This is a genomic window from Streptomyces sp. NPDC096012 (assembly GCF_040426375.1).
Lineage (GTDB): Bacteria > Actinomycetota > Actinomycetes > Streptomycetales > Streptomycetaceae > Streptomyces.
Map to the genome: position 1 here is coordinate 180,959 of NZ_JBEOTD010000010.1, position 21,241 is coordinate 202,199.

General features: G+C 71.2%; 18 protein-coding genes and 1 pseudogene. 11 read left to right on the forward strand and 8 right to left on the reverse strand.

The features are described 5' to 3' along the window. Positions 1-124 precede the first annotated feature (124 nt). From ABVB68_RS13580 to icmA, 5 genes are all read left to right on the forward strand, one after another. Complete coding sequence (locus tag ABVB68_RS13580; RefSeq protein ID WP_353601219.1) at positions 125-475, forward strand: DUF3817 domain-containing protein; 351 nt, start codon at positions 125-127, stop codon at positions 473-475. After that, on the forward strand, positions 472-774 hold the full coding sequence (locus ABVB68_RS13585; RefSeq protein WP_353601220.1) for an MTH1187 family thiamine-binding protein: 303 nt from the start codon (positions 472-474) through the stop codon (positions 772-774). Before ABVB68_RS13580 ends, ABVB68_RS13585 begins: the two co-directional genes overlap by 4 nt. Before the next feature lie 348 nt (positions 775-1,122). Next, on the forward strand, positions 1,123-1,629 hold the full coding sequence (locus tag ABVB68_RS13590; RefSeq protein WP_353601221.1) for a MarR family winged helix-turn-helix transcriptional regulator: 507 nt from the start codon (positions 1,123-1,125) through the stop codon (positions 1,627-1,629). 43 nt (positions 1,630-1,672) lie between these two features. After that, positions 1,673-2,011: a DUF3817 domain-containing protein gene (locus tag ABVB68_RS13595; RefSeq protein WP_353601222.1), complete on the forward strand. Its 339-nt coding sequence runs from the start codon at positions 1,673-1,675 to the stop codon at positions 2,009-2,011. Positions 2,012-2,086: 75 nt separating this feature from the next. After that, positions 2,087-3,787 carry a coenzyme B12-dependent isobutyryl-CoA mutase large subunit gene (gene icmA / locus ABVB68_RS13600; protein ID WP_353601223.1) on the forward strand — a complete coding sequence of 567 codons (1,701 nt, stop codon included), beginning with the start codon at positions 2,087-2,089 and terminating at the stop codon, positions 3,785-3,787. Positions 3,788-4,146: 359 nt separating this feature from the next. On the opposite strand, the gene ABVB68_RS13605 is transcribed toward icmA, so the two are convergent. Beyond that, positions 4,147-4,761, reverse strand: coding sequence for a TetR/AcrR family transcriptional regulator (locus ABVB68_RS13605; protein WP_353601224.1), 615 nt, complete (start codon positions 4,759-4,761; stop codon positions 4,147-4,149). A 210-nt stretch (positions 4,762-4,971) separates the two neighbouring features. Here ABVB68_RS13605 and ABVB68_RS13610 point away from each other — a divergent pair, with 210 nt between their 5' ends. From ABVB68_RS13610 to ABVB68_RS13625, 4 genes are all read left to right on the forward strand, one after another. Continuing rightward, on the forward strand, positions 4,972-5,940 hold the full coding sequence (locus ABVB68_RS13610; protein WP_353601225.1) for a tetratricopeptide repeat protein: 969 nt from the start codon (positions 4,972-4,974) through the stop codon (positions 5,938-5,940). A 619-nt stretch (positions 5,941-6,559) separates the two neighbouring features. Next, complete coding sequence (locus ABVB68_RS13615) at positions 6,560-7,210, forward strand: DUF6230 family protein (RefSeq protein WP_353601226.1); 651 nt, start codon at positions 6,560-6,562, stop codon at positions 7,208-7,210. A gap of 117 nt (positions 7,211-7,327) precedes the next feature. Continuing rightward, a complete protein-coding gene (locus tag ABVB68_RS13620; RefSeq protein ID WP_353601227.1) occupies positions 7,328-7,894 on the forward strand; it encodes a DUF6114 domain-containing protein in 567 nt (188 codons plus the stop codon). Next, positions 7,884-9,278, forward strand: coding sequence for a hypothetical protein (locus ABVB68_RS13625; RefSeq protein ID WP_353601228.1), 1,395 nt, complete (start codon positions 7,884-7,886; stop codon positions 9,276-9,278). Before ABVB68_RS13620 ends, ABVB68_RS13625 begins: the two co-directional genes overlap by 11 nt. 97 nt (positions 9,279-9,375) lie before the next feature. On the opposite strand, the gene pyk is transcribed toward ABVB68_RS13625, so the two are convergent. From pyk to pta, 3 genes are all read right to left on the reverse strand, one after another. Continuing rightward, positions 9,376-10,803: a pyruvate kinase gene (gene pyk, locus ABVB68_RS13630; RefSeq protein WP_353601229.1), complete on the reverse strand. Its 1,428-nt coding sequence runs from the start codon at positions 10,801-10,803 to the stop codon at positions 9,376-9,378. A gap of 84 nt (positions 10,804-10,887) precedes the next feature. After that, complete coding sequence (locus ABVB68_RS13635) at positions 10,888-12,096, reverse strand: acetate kinase (RefSeq protein WP_353601230.1); 1,209 nt, start codon at positions 12,094-12,096, stop codon at positions 10,888-10,890. Positions 12,097-12,176: 80 nt separating this feature from the next. Next, positions 12,177-14,252, reverse strand: coding sequence for a phosphate acetyltransferase (gene pta, locus ABVB68_RS13640; RefSeq protein WP_353601231.1), 2,076 nt, complete (start codon positions 14,250-14,252; stop codon positions 12,177-12,179). Positions 14,253-14,444: 192 nt separating this feature from the next. Here pta and ABVB68_RS13645 point away from each other — a divergent pair, with 192 nt between their 5' ends. Further along, a complete protein-coding gene (locus tag ABVB68_RS13645) occupies positions 14,445-15,470 on the forward strand; it encodes an ATP-dependent 6-phosphofructokinase (RefSeq protein ID WP_353601232.1) in 1,026 nt (341 codons plus the stop codon). Positions 15,471-15,505: 35 nt separating this feature from the next. Here ABVB68_RS13645 and ABVB68_RS13650 read toward each other — a convergent pair whose 3' ends face one another. The 4 genes and pseudogenes from ABVB68_RS13650 to ABVB68_RS13665 all read right to left on the reverse strand — a co-directional run bounded on the left by ABVB68_RS13650 (position 15,506) and on the right by ABVB68_RS13665 (position 19,500). Next, complete coding sequence (locus ABVB68_RS13650; RefSeq protein WP_353601233.1) at positions 15,506-16,222, reverse strand: helix-turn-helix domain-containing protein; 717 nt, start codon at positions 16,220-16,222, stop codon at positions 15,506-15,508. Between the two features lie 129 nt (positions 16,223-16,351). Beyond that, positions 16,352-16,678 (reverse strand): annotated as a pseudogene (locus ABVB68_RS13655) (carbohydrate ABC transporter permease); the annotation flags it as partial. 483 nt (positions 16,679-17,161) lie between these two features. Then, positions 17,162-17,851 carry a response regulator gene (locus tag ABVB68_RS13660; protein WP_353601234.1) on the reverse strand — a complete coding sequence of 230 codons (690 nt, stop codon included), beginning with the start codon at positions 17,849-17,851 and terminating at the stop codon, positions 17,162-17,164. After that, the gene (locus ABVB68_RS13665) at positions 17,848-19,500 is read right to left on the reverse strand and encodes a sensor histidine kinase (protein WP_353601235.1); all 1,653 of its coding nucleotides are present in this window, start codon (positions 19,498-19,500) and stop codon (positions 17,848-17,850) included. The genes ABVB68_RS13660 and ABVB68_RS13665 overlap by 4 nt, the downstream gene beginning before the upstream one ends. A 153-nt stretch (positions 19,501-19,653) precedes the next feature. Here ABVB68_RS13665 and ABVB68_RS13670 point away from each other — a divergent pair, with 153 nt between their 5' ends. Further along, positions 19,654-21,033, forward strand: a complete 1,380-nt coding sequence (locus tag ABVB68_RS13670; RefSeq protein WP_353601236.1) for a cation:dicarboxylate symporter family transporter — start codon at positions 19,654-19,656, stop codon at positions 21,031-21,033. The last annotated feature ends 208 nt before the right edge of the window (positions 21,034-21,241 follow it).

Sequence of the window (21,241 nt, forward strand, 5' to 3'; positions counted from 1 at the left end):
GACGCCGACCCTGAGCGCATCCCCGGGGCCGTCGTTTGCCACAATGGGTGAACGCTTGTGCTTCCGTTCACAAAGCGGACCGCCGGCTACCGCGCCCTCAGCGACTCTCACCCGAAGGTGACCCGTGGACCTCAAGACAGCCTCCGCCATCCGCCGCCTGCGCCTGATCTCCGTACCGGAGGGCATCTCCTGGATCGTCCTCGCGGCCTGCACGATCATCAAGTACACGGTGAACGACGGTTTCGACGTCGCCCCGGTCCTCGGGCCGATCCACGGCGTGCTGTTCGTCCTCTACGTGCTCTTCTGGGCCGACGCCTGGAACCGCACCAAGTGGAACAAGGGGAAGGCCGCCCTGTACTTCGCGTACTCGGTCATCCCCGGCGGCGGCTTCATCATCGAGCGCAAGCTGCGCCGCGAGGCCGAGGACGCCGTCATCGCCGCCCGTGCCCGCAAGGAAGGAGTGGTGAACGCGTGATCGTCGCCTTCTCCGTGACGCCGCTGGGCGTGGGCGAGGACGTGGGGGAGTACGTCGCCGACGCCGTGCGGGTGGTCCGCGAGTCCGGTCTGCCGCACCGCACCGACGCCATGTTCACCTCCGTCGAGGGTGACTGGGACGAGGTCATGGACGTCGTGAAGCGGGCGGTCGCGGCCGTCGAGGCCCGCGCGCCGCGGGTCTCGCTGGTCCTCAAGGCGGACCTCCGGCCCGGTGTGACCGACGGGCTCACCTCCAAGGTCGAGACGGTCGAGAGGCATCTGGCGCAGCGCGCACAGTAGCCGTCAGCCGTCAGCCGTCAGCCGTCAGCCGTCAGCCGTCAGCCGTCAGCCGTCAGCCGTCAGCCGTCAGCCGTCAGCCGCCCGACGCCCGACGCCCGGGTCATGCCCAGCGGGGTCCGCTCGTGCCTCGGGTACGCCCTGCGCCCCGGCCTCACCGCCTCGCCGCCGCTTCTGCCGCTTCTGCCGTTCCTGCCGCCGTGACCGGGCCGCCCGGCCGCGCCGGGGGCGGGGCCGGCGTACGCCCTGGGCCCGGACCGTGGTTCGCGCGCGCCCTGCCGGAGCGGCCCGGGCGACCGAAGGTCGAGACGGGGCTGCCCCGCATATGACCGGCCGGTAGGGTCTGATGACGTGCCGAAGCCTCTGAGCCTCTCGTTCGACCCCATCGCCCGCGCCGACGAGCTGTGGAAGCAGCGCTGGGGAAACGTGCCGTCCATGGCCGCGATCACTTCGATCATGCGGGCCCAGCAGATCCTGCTCGCCGAGGTGGACGGGGTGGTCAAGCCGTACGGGCTGACGTTCGCCCGCTACGAGGCGCTGGTGCTCCTCACCTTCTCCAAGGCCGGTGAGCTGCCGATGTCCAAGATCGGTGAGCGGCTCATGGTGCACCCCACGTCCGTGACGAACACCGTGGACCGCCTGGTGAAGTCCGGTCTGGTGGCCAAGCGCCCCAACCCCAACGACGGCCGCGGCACCCTCGCCGTCATCACCGACAAGGGCCGCGAGGTGGTCGAGGCGGCCACCCGTGACCTGATGGCCATGGATTTCGGGCTCGGGGCGTACGACAGCGAGGAGTGCCAGGAGATCTTCGCGATGCTCCGCCCGCTGCGGATCTCGGCACACGACTTCGAGGAGTGACCCGGGGCAAGATCTCCCGGAACGGGTGGTTACGCTCGGCTCCATGAAAAAGAGCGTGCTGACCCGCTACCGCGTCATGGCCTACGTCACCGGTGTGCTGCTGGTGCTGCTGACTCTCGGCTGCGTCGCCAAGTACGGCCTGCACATGGACGGTGCCGCCGACTTCACCCGGGTCGTCGCCATCGCCCACGGCTGGCTGTACGTCGTCTACCTGATCTTCGCCTTCGACCTGGGCTCCAAGGCGAAGTGGCCGGTCGGCAAGCAGCTGTGGGTGCTGCTCGCCGGCACGATCCCCACGGCCGCCTTCTTCGTCGAGCGGAAGATCAGCCACGAGCTCCAGGCCCAGGTCGCCGACGAGGCCCCGGCCGTCGCCAAGGCGTAGGTTCCACCGCCGTACGGGTGCCGTACGGCGGTCAGCCATCGACATTTACTAGGACGTCCAAGTAAATTCGAGGGTATGGACGCTCACGCCATCGAGGAAGGCCGCCGACGCTGGCAGGCCCGCTACGACGCCGCGCGCAAGCGCGACGCTGACTTCACCACGCTCTCCGGTGATCCCGTGGAGCCGGTGTACGGGCCCCGACCGGGCGACACGTACGAGGGATTCGAGCGGATCGGCTGGCCCGGGGAGTACCCCTTCACCCGCGGGCTGTACCCGACCGGCTACCGCGGGCGTACCTGGACCATCAGGCAGTTCGCCGGGTTCGGCAACGCCGAGCAGACCAACGAGCGGTACAAGATGATCCTCGCCGCGGGCGGCGGGGGCCTGTCCGTCGCCTTCGACATGCCGACGCTGATGGGGCGCGACTCCGACGACCCGCGCTCGCTCGGCGAGGTCGGGCACTGCGGGGTCGCCATCGACTCGGCCGCCGACATGGAGGTCCTCTTCCGGGACATCCCCCTCGGCGACGTCACCACCTCCATGACCATCAGCGGGCCCGCCGTGCCCGTCTTCTGCATGTACCTGGTCGCCGCCGAGCGCCAGGGCGTGGATCCGGGGGTGCTCAACGGGACCCTCCAGACCGACATCTTCAAGGAGTACATCGCACAGAAGGAGTGGCTCTTCCAGCCCGAGCCGCACCTGCGACTGATCGGCGACCTGATGGAGCACTGCGCCGCCGGCATCCCCGCCTACAAGCCGCTGTCCGTCTCCGGCTACCACATCCGCGAGGCCGGGGCCACGGCGGCGCAGGAGCTGGCCTACACGCTCGCCGACGGCTTCGGCTACGTCGAGCTGGGGCTCAGCCGCGGCATGGACGTGGACGTCTTCGCGCCCGGCCTCTCCTTCTTCTTCGACGCGCACGTGGACTTCTTCGAGGAGATCGCCAAGTTCCGTGCCGCGCGCCGGATCTGGGCCCGCTGGATGCGCGAGGTGTACGGCGCGCGGAGCGAGAAGGCGCAGTGGCTGCGGTTCCACACGCAGACCGCCGGGGTCTCGCTGACCGCGCAGCAGCCGTACAACAACGTGGTGCGCACGGCCGTGGAGGCGCTGGCCGCGGTGCTCGGCGGCACCAACTCGCTGCACACCAACGCCCTGGACGAGACCCTCGCGCTGCCCAGCGAGCAGGCCGCGGAGATCGCGTTGCGCACCCAGCAGGTGCTGATGGAGGAGACCGGGGTCGCCAACGTGGCCGACCCGCTCGGCGGCTCCTGGTACGTCGAGCAGCTGACCGACCGGATCGAGGCCGACGCGGAGAAGATCTTCGAGCAGATCAGGGAACGCGGACTGCGGGCGCACCCGGACGGCAGGCACCCGATCGGCCCCATCACCTCCGGCATCCTGCGCGGGATCGAGGACGGCTGGTTCACCGGGGAGATCGCCGAGTCCGCCTTCCGGTACCAGCAGGGCCTGGAGAAGGGCGACAAGCGTGTCGTCGGCGTCAACGTCCACACCGGGTCCGTCACCGGCGACCTGGAGATCCTGCGGGTCAGCCACGAGGTGGAGCGCGAGCAGGTGCGGACGCTCGCCGAGCGGAAGGCGGCGCGCGACGACGGGGCCGTACGCACCGCCCTCGACCGCATGCTGGCCGCCGCGCGGGACGGCTCCAACATGATCGGGCCCATGCTGGACGCGGTGCGCGCCGAGGCGACGCTCGGCGAGATCTGCGGAGTGCTGCGGGAGGAGTGGGGGGTGTACACGGAGCCGGCCGGGTTCTGACGGGCGGACCCGCGGCGCGAGGCGGTTCCGCGTCCGGCGCGAGCGGATCCGCGTCCGTCACCTGGCACCGGTGTACCTGGCGACGGCGCGCCTCGCACCGACCGGCCGTCGGTGACCTGGGCCCGGCGGGCGGTGCCCTTTCGCATCCGGCCGCCGGTGACCTGGGCCGGGCGGGCGGTGCGCCTTCGCATCCGGCCGCCGGTGACCTGGGCCAGGCGGACGGTGCCCTTTCGCATCCGGCCGTCGGTGACCCGGGCCGGGCGGGCGGCGGAGTGTCTTCGCCGGCCCGCCTCGCCGTGTGCGCAAGGCCCCGCCGTATGTGCAGGGGGGGCCGCCGCGTTGTCAGGGCCCCCGCCCGGTCAGGCTCCGGCCGCGGCGAGGCCGTCGAGCAGCACCGTGGTGAACCGTGCCGCCCAGCCGGCGTCGACCGGCTCGCAGGAGACGAGGGTGCGGTGCACCACCGCCCCGGCGATCATGTCGAAGATCAGGTCGATCTGCGGGGCCGGGTCGGTCACGTCCGCGGGGATCTCGCCCCGGCTCTGGGCGCGCCGGCGGCCCTCGAGAACCAGCCGTTTCTGCCGGGCGACGATCTTCTCGCGGAGCCGCTGCCGCAGCGCCTCGTCGTGGGTGGCCTCGGCGACCACCGCCATCAGCGCCGTCTTGGTGGCCGGCTGCTCCAGCAGTTCGGCGAACTGGAGCACCACGCCCTCGATGTCCGCGCGCAGGCTGCCCCGGTCCGGCAGGACCAGCTGGTCGAAGAGGGTGGCGAGGGCGTCGGTGACCAGTTCGCTCTTGCCCGCCCAGCGGCGGTAGACCGTCGTCTTCGCGACCCCCGCGCGCGTCGCCACGTCTCCCAGGGTGAGCCCGGACCAGCCCAGCTCCACCAGAGCCTGCCGGGTCGCGGCCAGGATCGCGGTGTCCGCGGCGGCACTGCGCGGGCGCCCGGTACGGCTGGCGGGGGTGCGGCTCTGCATCCCACGACCATAACCGGCGGGAACTGTGCGGTCGTGAGGGAGATCACCGGGGAGTGGTGTCGCGCGGGTTCCGCATGGCATTACGCTACGACTCGTAGCGAAAGCTCGCGATGGACGTTCGCGGGCCATGACCACGGCGTGGGGTGGGGACCCGGCGCCGACCACATCGCTTTTTTTCCGTCAGGCGCGTTAACGGGGGAGGATAGACGCATGCAGCCACGGAACATGTCCATGAGCGGCGTCGTCGACCTCGCCGCGGTCAAGGCGGCCCAAGAGGCCAAGGCCAAGGCCGAGCAGACGCGCGCCGAAGCCGCCCGGCAGGGCGGGACGGGGGCCGTCTCCCCGGCCGATCTCGTCATCGACGTCGATGAAGCCGGATTCGAGCGGGACGTCCTCCAGCGATCCGCCGAAGTGCCCGTCGTCATCGACTTCTGGGCCGAGTGGTGTCAGCCCTGCAAGCAGCTGAGCCCGGTCCTGGAGCGGCTCGCCGTCGAGTACAACGGGCGCTTCCTCCTCGCCAAGATCGACGTCGACGCCAACCAGATGCTGATGCAGCAGTTCGGCGTGCAGGGCATCCCGGCGGTGTTCGCCGTCGTCGCCGGGCAGGCGCTCCCGCTGTTCCAGGGGGCGGCCGCGGAGGACCAGATCCGGCAGACCCTGGACCAGCTGGTGCAGGTCGCCGAGGAGCGGTTCGGGCTGACCGGTCTGACCGTCGACCCGGACGCCGAGCCGGGCGGTGCCACCGCCGCGGTGACGGAGGGGCCGTACGACGCGACGCTGAACGCCGCCGCCGAGGCGCTGGACGCCGGTGACCTGGACGGCGCCGTGCGCGCCTACCGGAACGTGCTCGCCGACGACCCCGCCCACCCGGAGGCCAAGCTCGGGCTGTCGCAGGCCGAGCTGCTCCAGCGGGTGCAGGGCCTCGACCCGCAGAAGGTGCGCCGGGAGGCGGCGGAGAAGCCCGCCGACGTGGACGCGCAGATCGCCGCCGCCGACCTGGACCTGGTGGGCGGCCACGTCGAGGACGCCTTCGGGCGGTTGATCGAGACCGTGCGGCGCACGGCGGGCGACGACCGGGACGCGGTACGGCGCCGGCTGCTGGAACTCTTCGAGGTCGTGGGCCCCGAGGATCCCCGCGTGGTGGGGGCGCGACGGGCACTGGCCCGCGCCCTGTTCTGACCAGTCGCTAAACCCCACGGCTTGTGATGCCGGGGTGAAAGATTCACCGACGAGCCGTCAGGCGGCCGTACTTTGCCAAATCTTGGTAATCCCGGCCGCTGTTACTCGGAGTAAGACAAGGCCGTTGATCTGTCTGGATTCGTCCAGGGATCAACGGCTTTGCTCTGCCCTGTGATGCCACCGAGTGTGGCGCTCCGAGATCGGTCGGTCGTCCTCCGGTTATCCAGCCGTTACTAGCCAGTAACGAACCCCCTTGTGTCCAGGCCGAGAATGCACCACGATCGGCGACGCTCGGTCCATTCCCGCACCCCGGCAGCCGGCCGGGTCACGGGAGACTCTGGGTCCCCACCGAGCAGGGCCGGCGGCAGTGGCGCCGGCTCTGGGCAGGGGGGTCTTCGCCGGTCGGCGAAGCCTGTCCAGCAAGGTTGTGCGTGATGCGTGTCAGGCGCGACCAGTGGTTGTCGCTCGGGGGTGATCGCCGGTGATTCGGGCGCTGTTCGCGCCACCGAGCGCAGGCGCTCTCCTTCCCGAGGACGTAGCACTTCTCCCATCCCTGCCTGGCTGAGCCCCGACCGGGGCGAGTCCGGGTCAGGAGATGTACGTCCGAGAAGGAGGAAATATGGAGTCCCAGGTGCGTGGCGGGACCAGATGGAAGCGGTTCGCTGTGGTCATGGTGCCCAGCGTCGCCGCTACGGCAGCGATAGGTGTCGCCCTCGCGCAGGGTGCCCTCGCTGCCTCGTTCAGCGTGTCGGGCCAAGAGTTCAAGGTGACGGCCGACTCGCTGCACGGTACGGGCTTCGCACAGTACGGGGCGGTCGACAGCGGTTACGGGCTCGACGGGAAGAAGACGGCCCACGCCGTCGCCGTCTCGTCGTTCACCGACGCAACGATCACCAACATGTGCCAGTCCGTGGTCACCCCGGATGTGCCGTTCCTCGGCCCGATCACCCTCCGGCTGGAGGCCGGTGGGCCGGGGCACGACAAGGTCCAGGCGCACAACCTCTACATCGATGTCAGCGACCTGCAGGCCGATGCGACGTTCAACGGCATCGACATCGGTGTGGCCGCCAAGGACGCCAGCAAGGGTCCGGGCATGAAGGGCAACGGCGAACAGGCCAACCCCTTCGGCTTCGCCCAGCAGGCCGACTCGGCCGACCTCACCGGCGTGAAGCAGACGGCGTGGGCCACCACCGCCGGAACCTTCAAGCTGAGCGGTCTGCACATGTCGCTGCACAAGGGCACCGGCGGCCCGAAGATCGAGTGCTACTGAGCCCTCGGTGACGGGCGGGGGAGCCGACGGCGCCCCCGCCCGTTCCATCATCGGCCGCGTCTTCACGCGCGGCACACGTCACCACCACAGCAACGCCGCACCAGGGAGCTGTTTTCCATGAGCGCCGAGACTCCTGCCGCCGCATCCGGCCAGTTCAGCCGTCGGAGGCTGCAGTTCCGCGCCTGGCGGGGCGCGCGCCCGTTCTGGGCCGGTCTGTACATCCTGCTCAGCGGCCTTCCGATCATGTACTTCCCGTACTACCACCTTCGGTTCGGTCATCTGACGGTGGCGATGGCGACCACGGCGGGGGCGGGCTCCCTGATCATCGGTGTGCTGCTCGTCGTCCTGGGTGTCAGCCTCTGGTTCCAGAAGCACGTGCGGACGTTCGCCGGGGTCGCCGCGATCCTGCTGGCACTGGTGTCCCTGCCCGTGTCCAACTTCGGCGGCTTCATCGTCGGCTTCCTGTTCGCGCTCATCGGCGGGGCGATGGCCGTCGCCTGGGCGCCGGGTGCGCCCGAGGAGCCGCAGCCGCCGGCCGAGGCGGCGTCGGGGCAGGACGGTGCTCCCGAGACCGCCCCGCTGCCGCCACTGCCCCACCAGAGCGCGCACCCGCTGAACGAGTCGAACGACCTGTCAGGAACGAGCCCGGCCAACGGGGCGAACGGGAGGCACAGTGCCGGCTGACGAGGCGACCCGCGGGAGTGACGTGGACAGGTCCCGCGCGAGAACCGGGGCCCGCCACGCGGCACCCAAGAAGCCGCTGTTCACCAGGTTCCACATGCCGGCCGGCAAGGCGATAGCCTCCGTGGCGATGCCGACCGCGGTGATCGTGGGCATGGGCTTCACGTCCACGCTCGCCCTCGCCGACAACAACGGCACGCCGTCCCCGTCGACCTCGGCCAAGAGCCTGACGGCCGACGAGTACAAGGACTGCGTCAAGGCGCTGGACGACTCCAAGAGCCCTTCGGCCTCGCCGTCGCCGTCCGCCTCCCAGAGCGGGTCCGCGGCCGCCGACAAGCCCTCGGCGGACACCACCGGCGATGGCAAGGGCGGCAAGGACGCCGCGGGCGGCAAGGACGCCGGGGGATCGGGCAACTCCTCTTCGCCGGATTCAGGTTCCGACGACAAGGCCGAGCCCACGCCGACCGCGACCGCCGGCTCCCCGGCCCCGGGCACAGGTTCCGGCTCCGGCGGGGATGCCGGCACGCCCGCCCCGTCCGCCTCCCAGGGCAGCGGCAACCTGCTGGACACCATCGGAGACACGCTCGGTGGCATCCTCACCGGCGGCAAGAAGGACTCCGGTACCGCCTCCGCGAGCCCGACGCCGTCCGCGTCCACCTCGTCCCCCTCGTCCGGCGCGCCCTCGGCCCCGGCCACCGGCAGCGACACGTCGTCCTCCGGTTCCAAGGCCGCCGACACCGCCAAGAACACCGTCGGGGACACCGTCGCCAAGGCCGGCAAGACGGTCGGCGACACGGTGAAGAAGGCCACCGAGAAGGTGTCCAGGACCGCCGCGGACACCGTCGAGGCGGGCAAGGACGCGACCGGGTCGGCCACCCCGACCCCGTCCGCGAGCGCCTCCGCCGCCGCGCAGGACTGTCCGCTGGCCACCGAGGACGAGAGCGGCGTCGACAACAAGACGCTGGTGGCGGACGACCCCTGGTACCTGAACGCCAGCTCCCTGCTCCTCAAGGGCGCCGACTACCAGGGCGTCGTGGAGGTGAAGACGGCCAACGGCACCAAGAAGAAGGTGCTGAAGTACGTCATCTCCGGCGGCACGGACATCGGGGACCTGCACCAGACCGTGCAGGACAAACAGGCGAACAAGACGTACCACGTGCAGGCGTCCAAGGGGTCGACGTCCACCATCCGCGGTGGCGACACGGTGATGTACACGCAGAGCATTTCGGGCAACCTGTTCGGTCTGATCCCGGTGACCTTCAGCCCCGACAGCCCGCCCCCGCTGAACATCCCGCTGATCTACTTCACCAACGTGAAGGTGGTCCAGGCGGCCCAGTTCGGCGGCAACCTGCACATACCCGGCATGCACGTGTACACGACCGACTGAGCGGTCACACAGGCCCGTTCGGGAGCCGCACACGGCTGAGGGCGCCCCCTGCTCCAGGGGGCGCCCTCAGCGCGTCGGGAAGCCCTCGTGCGGCTCGTCAGTTGCTCTGCTTGCCCAGATGGTGGACCCGCAGCATGTTGGTGGTGCCGGGGACGCCGGGAGGCGAGCCCGCGGTGATGATGACGGTGTCGCCCGTGTCGAGCCGGCCCAGCTTGGCGATCTCCTGGTCCACCAGGTCGACCATCTCGTCCGTGGTGTTCACGAACGGCACGATGTACGGCTCCACGCCCCAGCTGAGGGTCAGCTGGTTGCGGGTGGACTCGTCCGTGGTGAAGGCGATGATCGGCTGGCAGGCGCGGTACCGGGACAGCCGGCGCGCGGTGTCACCGGACTGGGTGAAGGCGACCAGGCCCTTGGCGCCGAGGAAGTCGGCGATCTCGGCGGCCGCGCGGGCCACCGCGCCGCCCTGGGTGCGCGGCTTCTTGCCCGGCACCAGCGGCTGCAGGCCCTTGGAGAGCAGCTCCTGCTCGGCCGCGACGACGATCTTCGACATCGTCTTCACGGTCTCGATCGGGTACGCGCCCACGCTCGACTCCGCCGACAGCATGACCGCGTCGGCACCGTCCAGGATCGCGTTGGCCACGTCGGAGGCCTCGGCGCGGGTCGGACGGGAGTTGGTGATCATCGACTCCATCATCTGGGTCGCGACGATCACCGGCTTGGCGTTGCGCCGGCACAGCTCGATCAGGCGCTTCTGCACCATGGGGACCTTCTCGAGCGGGTACTCGACGGCGAGGTCACCACGGGCGACCATCACGCCGTCGAACGCCATCACGACGTCCTTCATGTTCTCGACCGCCTGCGGCTTCTCCACCTTGGCGATGACCGGGACCCGTCGGCCCTCCTCGTCCATGACGCGGTGGACGTCGTGGACGTCCTTGGCGTCGCGGACGAAGGACAGCGCGACCAGGTCGCAGCCCATGCGGAGGGCGAAGCGCAGGTCCTCGACGTCCTTCTCGCTCAGCGCGGGCACGTTGACGGCCGCGCCGGGCAGGTTGATGCCCTTGTGGTCGGAGACGACACCGCCCTCGATGACGATGGTCTTGACCCGCGAGCCCTCGACGTCCACGACCTTCAGCTCGACGTTGCCGTCGTTGATCAGGATCTGGTCGCCGCGCGAGACGTCGCCCGGCAGGCCCTTGTACGTCGTGCCGCAGATGTGCTTGTCGCCCGGCACGTCCTCGGTCGTGATGATGAACTCGTCGCCGCGATGCAGCTCGACCGGACCCTCGGCGAAGGTCTCCAGGCGGATCTTCGGGCCCTGCAGGTCGGCGAGGACGCCGATGGGCCGGCCGGTCTCCTTCGACGCGGCCCGGACGCGGTCGTACCGCGTCTGGTGCTCGGTGTGGGTGCCGTGGCTGAAGTTGAACCGGGCCACGTTCATGCCCGCCTCGATCATGGCGACGAGCATCTCGTGGGAGTCGACCGCGGGGCCGAGAGTACAGACGATTTTCGAACGGCGCATGGGGCGATCCTATCGGTTTGTTTCGCTACGGAATATTCCGTCTGGTGGAAGATACAAATGAGTGCCGCACCGCTCAGGTGCTATTCAGTTGTTCTTTCCGACCAGTGCGTAGGTCTGCGTCGCGATCTCCAGTTCCTCGTCCGTCGGCACCACGGCCACCGCCACCCGTGCCGACGCCGGTGAAATCAGCCGCGGCCCGCCGCCGCGCACGGCGTTCAGGTCCGGGTCGACCACCAGGCCGAGCCCGTCCAGGCCCGCGATCGCGGCCTGGCGCACCGGTGCCGCGTTCTCGCCGACCCCGGCGGTGAAGGCGACCGCGTCCACCTTCCCGAGGACGGCGTAATAGGCGCCGATGTACTTCCTGAGCCGGTGAATGTAAATGTCGAAGGCGAGCTCTGCTTCCGCGTCGCCCTCGTCGATCCGGCGGCGGATCTCGCGCATGTCGTTGTCACCGCACAGGCCGAACAGTCCGCTCCTCTTGTTGAGAAGAGTGTCGATCTCATTCATGGACATTCCGCCAACACGTGCCAAATGGAAGATGACCGCCGGATCCAGATCCCCGGATCGCGTACCCATCACGAGTCCCTCCAAAGGCGTCAGCCCCATGGAGGTGTCCACGCACCGGCCCTTCTCCACCGCGGAGGCCGAGGCGCCGTTGCCCAGATGCAGCACGATGACGTTCACCTCGGCCGGATCCTTGCCCAGCAGCCGCGCGGTCTCCCGGGAGACGTACGCGTGCGAGGTGCCGTGGAAGCCGTAACGGCGGATGCGGTGGCGGTCGGCGATCTTCGGGTCGATCGCGTACCGGGCTGCGGCCTCCGGCATCGTCGTGTGGAACGCGGTGTCGAAGACGGCGACCTGGGGCAGGTCGGGGCGCATCGCCTGCGCGGTGCGGATGCCGGTGAGGTTGGCCGGGTTGTGCAGCGGGGCGACCGGGATCAGCCGCTCGATCTCGGTGAGCACCTCGTCGTCGACGACGGTCGGCTCGGTGAAGAACATGCCGCCGTGCACCACCCGGTGCCCGACGGCCGCCAGTTCCGGGGAGTCGAGGCCCAGCCCGTCCCGGCCCAACTCCTCGGCGACCGCCTTGAGGGCGGCGTCGTGGTCGGCGATCGGCCCTCTGCGCTCGCGGGTGTCGCCGCTGGTGAGGCAGGTGTGCTCGAGCCGGGAGGTCTGCTCGCCGATGCGCTCCACCAGGCCGCGGGCGAGCCGGCGCGCGTCGCGCATGTCGAGGAGCTGGTACTTCACCGACGAGGAGCCGGAGTTCAGGACGAGGACACGGGTCGCGGTCACGGGGGAGGCGCTTTCTCGCTCGGGGATGTGGTCTTCGGGCGGGGCGGGAGGCGCGCCCGGAGAACGCGGCCTCGGCGGCCTCAGCCGGCGGGCGTCCGGGCCTGGATCGCCGTGATGGCGACGGTGTTGACGATGTCCTGCACGAGAGCGCCCCGGGACAGGTCGTTGACCGGCTTGCGCAGACCCTGCAGGACCGGGCCGACGGCGATGGCGCCGGCCGAGCGCTGCACGGCCTTGTAGGTGTTGTTGCCGGTGTTGAGGTCGGGGAAGATCAGCACGCTGGCCTGTCCCGCCACCTCGGAGCCGGGCAGTTTGGTGGCGGCGACGGAGGGTTCGACGGCCGCGTCGTACTGGATCGGCCCCTCGATCTTCAGGTCCGGCCGCCGGGAGCGCGCCAGCTCGGTGGCCTCGCGCACCTTGTCGACGTCGGCGCCCGACCCGGACGTGCCGGTGGAGTACGACAGCATCGCGATCCGCGGCTCCACCCCGAACTGCGCGGCGGTGTCGGCCGACTGGACGGCGATGTCCGCCAGCTGCTCGGCGTCCGGGTCCGGGTTGACCGCGCAGTCGCCGTAGACCAGCACCTTGTCGGCCAGGCACATGAAGAACACGGACGACACGATCGCGGAGTCCGGCCTGGTCTTGATGATCTCGAAGGCCGGCCGGATGGTGGCCGCCGTGGAGTGCACCGAGCCGGACACCATGCCGTCGGCCAGGCCCTCCTGGACCATCAGGGTGCCGAAGTAGTTCACGTCCGAGACGACGTCGTGGGCCAGTTCGACCGTGACGCCCCGGTGGGCGCGCAGCTCGGCGTACCTCTTGGCGAAGGAGTCGCGCAGCTCGCTGGTGGCCGGGTCGATCAGCTCGGTGTCGCCCAGGTCGATGCCGAGGTCGGCGGCCTTCTTGCGGATCTGGTCGACCGGACCGAGCAGGGTCAGGTCGCACACGCCCCGGCGCAGCAGCACCTCGGCCGCGTGCAGCACCCGCTCCTCGGTGCCCTCCGGCAGGACGACCCGCCGCCGGTCCGAGCGGGCCTGCTCCAGCAGCTTGTGCTCGAACATCATCGGGGTGACCCGGTCGCCGCTCGGCGCCGAGACCCGGCGGGCCAGGTCGGCGGTGTCGGCGTACCGCTCGAACAGGCCGAGCGCGGTCTCCGCCTTGCGCGGGGTGGCCGCGTTCAGCTTGCCCTCCAGGGAGAACAGCTGCTCGGCGGTGGGGAAGCTGTTGCCGGTCACCGAGAGGACCGGGGTCCCCGGGGCCAGGCGGGCGGCGAGGGTGAGGACCTCCTGGCTCGGCACCTCGTTCAGGGTGAGCAGCACCCCGGCTATCGGCGGGGTGCCGGCGCTGTGCGCGGCCAGCGAGCCGACGACCAGGTCGGCGCGGTCCCCGGGCGTGACGACCAGGCAGCCCGGGGTCAGGGCGCCGAGGAAGTTCGGCAGCATCGCACCGCCGAAGACGAACCCCAGTGCGTCCCGGGCGAGCCCCGAGTCGTCGCCGAGCAGCACCCGGGCGCCGAGGGCCTGGCCGATCTGCGCGACCGTCGGGGCGGACAGCGCGGGCTCGTCGGGGACCACGTAGCAGGGCACGGGCAGCCGGTCCGCGAGCCGGCCGGCGATCTCGTCGCGGTCCTCGGGGGCGACCCGGTTGGTGACCATGGCGAGCACGTCGCAGCCGAGGCCGTCGTACGCGCGGTAGGCGTTGCGCGTCTCGGCCAGCACCGACTCGGTGGTCTGCCCCCGGCCGCCGACCACCGGGATCACCGAGGCGCCGAACTCGTTGGCGAGGCGGGCGTTGAGGGACAGCTCGTCCGGCAGCTGGGTGTCGGCGAAGTCGGTGCCGAGGACGAGGACGACGTCGTAGTCCCGGGCCACCAGGTGGAAGCGGTCGACGAGCGTGGAGACCAGCTCGTCGGTGCCCTGCTCGGCCTGGAGCGCGGACGCCTCGGGGTAGTCCATGCCGTAGACGGTCGACGGGTCCTGGGAGAGGCGGTACCGGGCCCGCAGCAACTCGAACAGCCGGTCGGGGCCGTCGTGGACGAGCGGGCGGAAGACTCCCACCCGGTCGACATGCCGGGTGAGGAGTTCCATGACTCCCAGCTCCACGACCTGGCGGCCGTCACCGCGGTCGATCCCGGTCACGTACACGCTGCGCGTCACGTGTCCACTCCGTTCCTCATGTCGTGTCCGTCGCCTCTGCGGCATGAAAAACGCCCACCGGGGTGAGCAGAACCCTCTTGACGGTACCCCCGGTGCCGGATACGGCGCCCGCCAGGAACCCGCCGCACCGGCGGACGTGAAACAATCGGCACTGGCTCACCGGCACCGACAGCGAGCAGGAGACACAGCACGATGCGCATCGGAGTCCTCACCGCAGGCGGCGACTGTCCCGGCCTGAACGCCGTGATCCGGTCGGTCGTGCACCGGGCGGTGGCGCAGTACGGCGACGAGGTCATCGGCTTCGAGGACGGCTACCGGGGCCTGCTCGACCGCCACTACCGCGCCCTCGACCTGGACGCGGTCAGCGGCATCCTGGCCCGCGGCGGCACCATCCTCGGCTCCTCCCGGCTGGAGCGCGACCGGCTGCGCGAGGCCTGCGAGGGCGCCGCCGACATGGTCGAGGAGTTCGGCATCGACGCGCTGATCCCGATCGGCGGCGAGGGCACCCTGACCGCGGCCCGCATGCTCTCCGACGCCGGCCTGCCGGTGGTCGGCGTCCCCAAGACCATCGACAACGACATCTCCTCCACCGACCGCACCTTCGGCTTCGACACCGCCGTCGGCGTCGCGACCGAGGCGATGGACCGTCTGAAGACCACCGCCGAGTCCCACCAGCGTGTGATGGTCGTCGAGGTCATGGGCCGGCACGCCGGCTGGATCGCCCTGGAGTCCGGCATGGCCGCCGGCGCCCACGGCATCTGCCTGCCCGAGCGGCCCTTCGACCCGGCCGACCTGGTCAAGATGGTCGAGGAGCGCTTCGCCCGCGGCAAGAAGTTCGCCGTCATCTGCGTCGCCGAGGGCGCCCACCCCGCCGAGGGGTCCATGGACTACGGCAAGGGCGACATCGACCAGTACGGCCACGAGCGCTTCCAGGGCATCGGCACCGCGCTGGCCTACGAGCTGGAGCGGCGCCTGGGCAAGGAGGCCAAGCCGGTCATCCTCGGTCACGTGCAGCGCGGTGGCGTCCCCACCCCGTACGACCGCGTCCTCGCCACCCGCTTCGGCTGGCACGCCGTCGAGGCCGCGCACCGCGGCCAGTTCGGCCGGATGACCGCGCTGCGCGGCACCGACGTCGTGATGGTGCCCCTCGCGGAGGCGGTCACCGAACTGAAGACGGTGCCGAAGGACCGGATGGACGAGGCGGAGTCGGTCTTCTAGCGGGATCGGGGCCCGGCCCGCACCGGCGCGCCCGGTCAGGCGGTCAGGGCCGCCACGGCCGACCAGAAGTTCCCGACGATCCGGTCGAGGAAGTCCCGGCCGGACTCGCTCGCGCTCCGGCTGCCGCCGCCCCAGCTGAGCGTGGCGGCCATGTGCCCCTGATAGTCCTGGTGAAGGCCCTGGAGGACCTCCTCCACGACGTCCTTGTCCAGGGGGGCCAGCTTCATGACCGGCCGCACATAGGCCTGCCAGCGGGTGGTCACCGCGCTGTGCAGCAGGTCGGCGAGCTTCGCCTCGCGGCCGGTGACGGCCACGAAGTCGGGCAGGTCGAGATCCAGCACCCGCGCGAGTGCGGCCGACTGGCGCTCGTTGCCCCGCCAGTCCTCGCGTGCCTCCATCCGCAGATACCCGCGCAGGTCCATGCCGATGGCGTGGGCGACGTCCTCCGGCGCGACGGCACGGGCGATCCGGTGCTCGCGCAGGGTCCGCGGCCGGCCGATGAGTTCGCCCGGGGAACACCACAACACGCTCGCGAGCGCGGTGAGTTCGGGATTGCTGGGGGTGACGGTGCCGCGTTCCCAGGCGGTCACGAGGTCGGGGGTGACGTACGGCAGGCCGTAGGAGACGCGCATCCCGTAGGCGACGTGCTCGGGCCCCATGCCGAGTGCGGCGCGGAGCCTGCGGGCGGCCGGGGCGTTGAACGGCGGAGCCGAGGGGTCGGGTTGGGCTGAGGGTTGGCGCACCTCGCACAAGGTAGGGCTGCCGGGGTGCGCTGACTACGGTCGGTTCGGACAAGATCACGCATCGTAGATTCCTACGTCTTGATCGCCACCTCCCTGGTGGCACCCGGTGTCACCACCGTCACCTGGGGTTACCCGGCGTCACCCCTTCACGGCGCCGCCCAGGGCGAAGCCGCCGCCCAGTCTGCGCGCGACCAGCACGTAGAGCAGCAGCACGGGCGTGGAGTAGACGACGGAGAACGCGGCGAGCTGCCCGTAGGCCACCATGCCGCGGTTGCCGAAGAAGTCGTTGACGCTCACCGAGGCCGGCATCCGGTCCGGGGTGAGCAGCAGCATGAACGGGACGAAGAAGTTCCCCCACATCATCACGAACGAGAACACGGTGACGACCGCGACACCCGGACCCATCAGCGGCAGCACGATCCGGACCAGGGACTGCAGCGAGGACGCCCCGTCCGTCCAGGCCGCCACCCGCCGGCCCCGTCCACCTCCGCTTCTCGAACTGCCTCTTCACACCGGCGAGGTAGGTGTCCATCACCTTGATCGAGTTGTCCGTCGACTGCTTGTAGGACACCTTCACGGTGTCGGGGCTGCCCCCGGGCCCGGGGAGCACGCGGTGAGGGCGGTGGCGGCGAGGGCGGCGGCGAGCAGGGTGGAACGAGCGGCGGTGGGGCGCACGGGCATGACCTCCTGCGGGCGCACATCGTTGTGGCGTGGCGTGGAGATGGCTGCCGTGTGAACGTAGGAGGAGTCGTCTGGTCGGGTCAATGCGCGTGCGCGGGCCGGGCGGAGCGGATCTCCGCGCGGGGCGGGGCCGGAGATCTCGGCGCGGGGCGGGGCCCGAGGTCTCGGCGCGGGGCGGGGCCCGAGGCCTCCGGGGCGGCGCGGGGCGCCGCTGATCTGATACTGGGGCGGGGTCGTGCAGATCCTCGGTCGCGGGACGCCGCGGCCTCACCGTGCCTGCGGCGCCCACCGGTACATCAACTCCGGGCGGCCCACCTGTCCGTACTGCGGGCTCCGGCCGGCCCGGCCCGCCTCGACCAGGTGTTCCAGGTAACGGCGCGCGGTGATCCGGGAGATGCCCACCGCCTCCGCGACGCCGGCCGCGGTGAGCCCCTCCGGGGCGTCCCGCAGCGCGCCCGTCACCCGCTCCAGCGTCGGCCCGCTCAGTCCCTTGGGCAGGGCCGCCGGCGACGGGGCGCGGAGCACCGACAGGGCCCGGTCCACCTCGTCCTGGCCGCTCGCCTCGCCGGCCGCCGCGTGGAACTCGGCGTAGCGGACGAGGCGGTCCCGGAGGGTGGCGAAGGTGAACGGCTTCAGCACGTACTGGACGACGCCGAGCGAGACGCCCTCGCGGACCACCGCCAGGTCCCGGGCCGACGTCACCGCTATGACGTCCGCGTGGTGCCCGGCCGCGCGCAGGGAGCGGGCGAACTGCAGTCCGTGCACGTCCGGAAGGTGCAGGTCCAGCAGCAGCAGGTCGACCGGGGTGCGGTCCAGCACCCGGCGGGCCTCCGCGCCCGTGTGGGCCTTGCCGACGACGGCGAACCCCGGCACCCGGCCCACGTACATCACGTGGGCGTCGGCGGCCACCGGGTCGTCCTCCACCACCAGCACTCTGATCGGCCGGGCCTGCGTCATGCCGTACCGCCTCCCGCCGCCGGGGAGGAACCGGCCCGCGCCGTGCGCAACGGCAGCCGCACCTCGAACACCGCTCCGCCCTCACCGTCCGCCCCGGACTCCGCCACCGTCAACGAGCCCTCGTGCCGGGTCACCGCCTGCCGGACCAGGGCGAGCCCGAGGCCCCGCCCGCCGGGACCGGCCGGCTTCGTCGAGTACCCCCGCTGGAATACCAGGTCGGCGTGGGCGGGGTCGACACCGGGGCCGGTGTCCGTCACCCGCAGCACGAGCGCGTCCGCCGTCGTGTACGCCGTCACCGTCACCCGCGCCCCGGCGCTGCCCTGCGCCGCGTCCACCGCGTTGTCGATCAGATTGCCGAGGACGGTCACCAGGTCCCGCGCGGACACGCTGTCCGGCAGCACGCCGTCGTCCAGCCGGCTGTCCGACGACACCACCAGCTCCACGCCCCGCTCGTTGGCCTGGGCCGTCTTGCCCAGCAGCAGCGCGGCCAGCACCGGTTCGCTCACCGCCGCGACCACCTGGTCGGTGAGCGCCTGGGCCAGTTCCAGTTCGGCCGTGGCGAACCCCACCGCCTCGTCGGCCCGGCCCAGCTCGATCAGCGACACCACGGTGTGCAGGCGGTTCGCCGCCTCGTGCGCCTGGGAGCGCAGGGCCTGGGTGAACCCCCGCTCGGAGTCCAGCTCGCCCATGACGGACTGGAGCTCGGTGACGTCCCGGAGGGTGACGACCGTGCCGCGGCGCTCCCCGCCCGAGACCGGCGAGGTGTTCACCACCAGGATCCGCGAGGCCGTCGGATGGACCTCGTCCACCCGCGGCTCGGACGCCAGCAGCGCGCCCGTCAGCGGGGCCGGCAGACCGAGGTCCGCCACCGAGCGCCCGACCACGTCCCGCTGCCCGCCCACACCCAGCAGCTCCCGGCCACCGTCGTTGATCAGGGCCACCCTGTACTGGCCGTCCAGCATCAGCAGGCCCTCGCGGACCGCGTGCAGGGCCGCCTGGTGGTAGTCGTACATCCGGCTCAGCTCGGTGGCGTTCATGCCGTGGGTGTGCCGGCGCAGCCGGGCGTTGACGACGTACGTGCCGACCGCGCCCAGCACCAGCGCCCCGCCGGCCACCACGAGCAGCGCCGCGACCTGGTCCTGGACCCGCGCGCTGATCGCCTCCACCTTGATCCCGGCGCTGACCAGGCCGACCACCCGGCCGCCGTCCCGCACCGGGGTCACCGCGCGCACCGACGGGCCGAGCGTGCCGGTGTAGGTCTCGGTGAAGGTGCGCCCCTGCCGGGCGGGGCCGATACGGCCGAGGAAGCGCTTGCCGATCTGCTCGCGGTCGGGGTGCGTCCAGCGGATGCCGTCCGGGTTCATGATCGTGACGAAGTCGACGCCGGTGTCCCGGCCGACCCGCAGGGCGTACGGCTCCAGGGCGGCCGTCGGGTCGGGGGTGCGGATCGCGGCGCGGACCGAGGGGGCGTCCGCGATCGACCGGGCCACCGCCGTGACCTGGCGGACCGCGGCGTCCTCGGCCTGCCGCCGGTCGCTGACGTAGGTGAACAGCGCGTAGCCGGCCACCACCACCGCTATCAGCACGGCCTGCATGGCGAGCAGCTGGCCCGCCAGGCTGCGGGGTCGGGAGAGGACGGGGACGCGCATGTCAGCAGTGTGCCTCCGCCGCCGTCCGTGAACTAAATGAACGGAAGGGTGACCGCTCTCACAGCCCGGGAGATAGTCACGGCATTCCCAACAACGCCCGGACGTGAGCCGCACGCCGGTTGTTCGCCGACGAAGACGTCAAGGAGGGCAGTCGTGGCCGCCAGCACTCCCGGTACGGCACCTGCCGCAGCCCGCGGTAAGCGGGACCGGACCCATTACCTGTACATAGCCGTCATCGTGGCGGTCGCGCTCGGCATCGTCGTGGGCCTCGTCTGGCCCGACGCCGCGGTCGAGCTCAAGCCGCTGGGGACCGGCTTCGTCAACCTGATCAAGATGATGATCTCGCCGATCATCTTCTGCACGATCGTGCTCGGGATCGGGTCCGTGCGGAAGGCCGCCAAGGTCGGGGCCGTCGGCGGTATCGCCCTCGGCTACTTCCTGGTGATGTCGCTCGTGGCGCTCGCCATCGGCCTGGTCGTCGGCAACGTGCTGCACCCGGGCGAGGGGCTGCACCTGACCGACGCGCTCCGGCAGACCGGGCACGCCCAGGTCTCCAGCGACGCGCTGCCGCCGGTCGACTTCGTGCTGTCGATCATCCCGACCACGTTCGTCTCCGCCTTCACCGAGGGCCAGGTGCTGCAGACGCTGCTGGTCGCCCTGCTCGCCGGGTTCGCGCTGCAGGCCATGGGGCAGGCCGGGCAGCCGGTGCTGCGCGGCATCGAGCACATCCAGCGGCTCGTCTTCCGGATCCTGTCCATGGTCATGTGGGCCGCGCCGATCGGTGCGTTCGGCGCCATCGCGGCGGTCGTCGGCTCGGCCGGCCTGGACGCGCTCAAGAGCCTCGCCGTGCTGATGCTCGGCTTCTACGTCACCTGCTTCCTGTTCGTGTTCGTGGTGCTCGGCGCGGTCCTGCGGATCGTCGCGGGCCTGAACGTCCTCTCCCTGTTCAAGTACCTCGCCAGGGAGTTCCTGCTCATCCTGTCCACCTCGTCCTCGGAGTCCGCGCTGCCGCGGCTGATCGCGAAGATGGAGCACCTGGGGGTCAGCAAGCCGGTCGTCGGCATCACCGTGCCGACCGGGTACTCCTTCAACCTCGACGGCACGATGATCTACATGACCATGGCGTCGCTGTACATCGCCGACGCGCTGGGTACGCCGATGTCCGTCGGGGAGCAGATCCCGCTGCTGCTCTTCCTGCTGCTGGCGTCCAAGGGGGCGGCCGGGGTCAGCGGTGCGGGTCTCGCGACCCTGGCCGGCGGCCTGCAGTCGCACAAGCCCGCGCTGGTCGACGGTGTCGGGCTGATCGTCGGCATCGACCGGTTCATGAGCGAGGCGCGGGCCCTGACGAACTTCGCGGGCAACGCGGTCGCGACGGTGCTGATCGGCACGTGGACGAAGGAGATCGACCAGGACCGCGTGCGGCGGGTACTCGCCGGGGACCTGCCGTTCGACGAGACGACGCTGCTCGACGAGGACCGGCCGGCGGTGGGCGAGGCGCCCGAGGCCCACGAGGAGGGGCTGGTCAAGGCCTAGGCCCGGCCGGCGGCCCGCCGCGGACGGTGGGGGCCGCCCGGGCGGCCCGCCACGCCCCTGCGGGGCTGCCGCGGAACCGCCGGGTGCGGGTCCCCGCACCCCTTCCGGGCTGCCGCGGCCCTCTTGCCCCGGACGTCCGGCCCCGCCTGAACCGGGGCCCGGGGGGCGGGGGTTAAGGGCTGCAGGGTACAGTACCCCGCCCCCCCGT